This is a genomic window from Lysinibacillus sp. NPDC056959, assembly GCF_042674095.1.
Classification (GTDB): domain Bacteria; phylum Bacillota; class Bacilli; order Bacillales_A; family Planococcaceae; genus Lysinibacillus; species Lysinibacillus zambalensis.
On the sequence record NZ_JBHURE010000062.1, the window covers coordinates 1 to 1,058 of the forward strand.

Sequence of the window (1,058 nt, forward strand, 5' to 3'; positions counted from 1 at the left end):
ACGGATTGTAATATTAAGTGCAACACCCAGAAGTCAATATAAAGGAAGCCCATAACGACCTCGTGTAGAATGTAGTTACCACACCAACATTCAAACGGAGGAATCATTATGAGCTATACCCATCTTACCATATCAGAACGTGTAAAAATAGAAACATATCTGGAACTTGATTATCCGATTCGTAAAATAGCGAAACTCTTAAATCGTCAACCTTCTACGATTTCCAGAGAAATAAAACGCCACGCCGGTAGTACGGCTGACGAAGCGCAAGTACGTTACCACCAAAATAAATCCAACTGTGGTGCCAAGTCAAAATGTACGCCAGAAGTAAAAGAAGCTGTTCAAGAAAAGTTGTGGGATACTTGGTCGCCTGAACAAATTGTCGGCCGCTTGTATCAGGGACAGCTAAGTTTTAAAACCATCTATCGCTGGATTTACGATGGTCTTTTAGAAGTGCCTATAACCGTTCTCCGTCAAAAAGGAAAGCGCCAAAAGCCCCGTGAAACAAGGGGAAGATTTAACATTGGCACACCAATTTCTAAACGCCCAAAAGAAGTACGTAAACGTGAAACCTTTGGACATTGGGAGTTAGATACAGTTGTATCTGGACGTGGAAAAGCAAAAGGTTGTGTAGCAACATTTATTGAGCGAATGACACGGTGGTATGTTGGCTTTTTGATACCAGATCGCTCAGCTCAATCAATGGAAAGAGCAGTACGTCTTCTTCATACTAAATTACCAAAAGGCACTATAAAAACAGCCACAACAGACAGAGGTAAAGAATTTAGCTGCTATAAAGTGTTAGAAAAAGACTTGAAAATTGATGTTTATTTTGCGGACGCCTATTCTTCTTGGCAACGCGGAAGTAACGAAAATGGAAATGGATTACTTCGAGAATTCTTCCCTAAGCAAACAAATTTCGAAGAAGTATTACCAGAAGAACTAACAAAATCATTAAACTATATCAACAACCGACCAAGAAAATGTCTTGGTTGGAAAACTGCAAACGAGGCTTTTAATGAGCAATTGTTGCACTTAATTTGACAAATCATCATATA

At 39.2% G+C, this 1,058-nt stretch carries 1 protein-coding gene; it reads left to right on the top strand.

Annotation, left to right across the window (positions count from 1 at the left end):
• Window positions 1-108: 108 nt before the first annotated feature.
• Window positions 109-1,044 carry an IS30 family transposase gene (locus tag ACFTQ7_RS24865; protein WP_386831991.1) on the top strand — a complete coding sequence of 312 codons (936 nt, stop codon included), beginning with the start codon at window positions 109-111 and terminating at the stop codon, window positions 1,042-1,044.
• Window positions 1,045-1,058 lie beyond the last annotated feature (14 nt).

Bases quoted from the DNA above. Each gene is read 5' to 3' on its own strand.
- ACFTQ7_RS24865 (WP_386831991.1), top strand. From the start codon at position 109: ATGAGCTATACCCATCTTACCATATCAGAACGTGTAAAAATAGAAACA.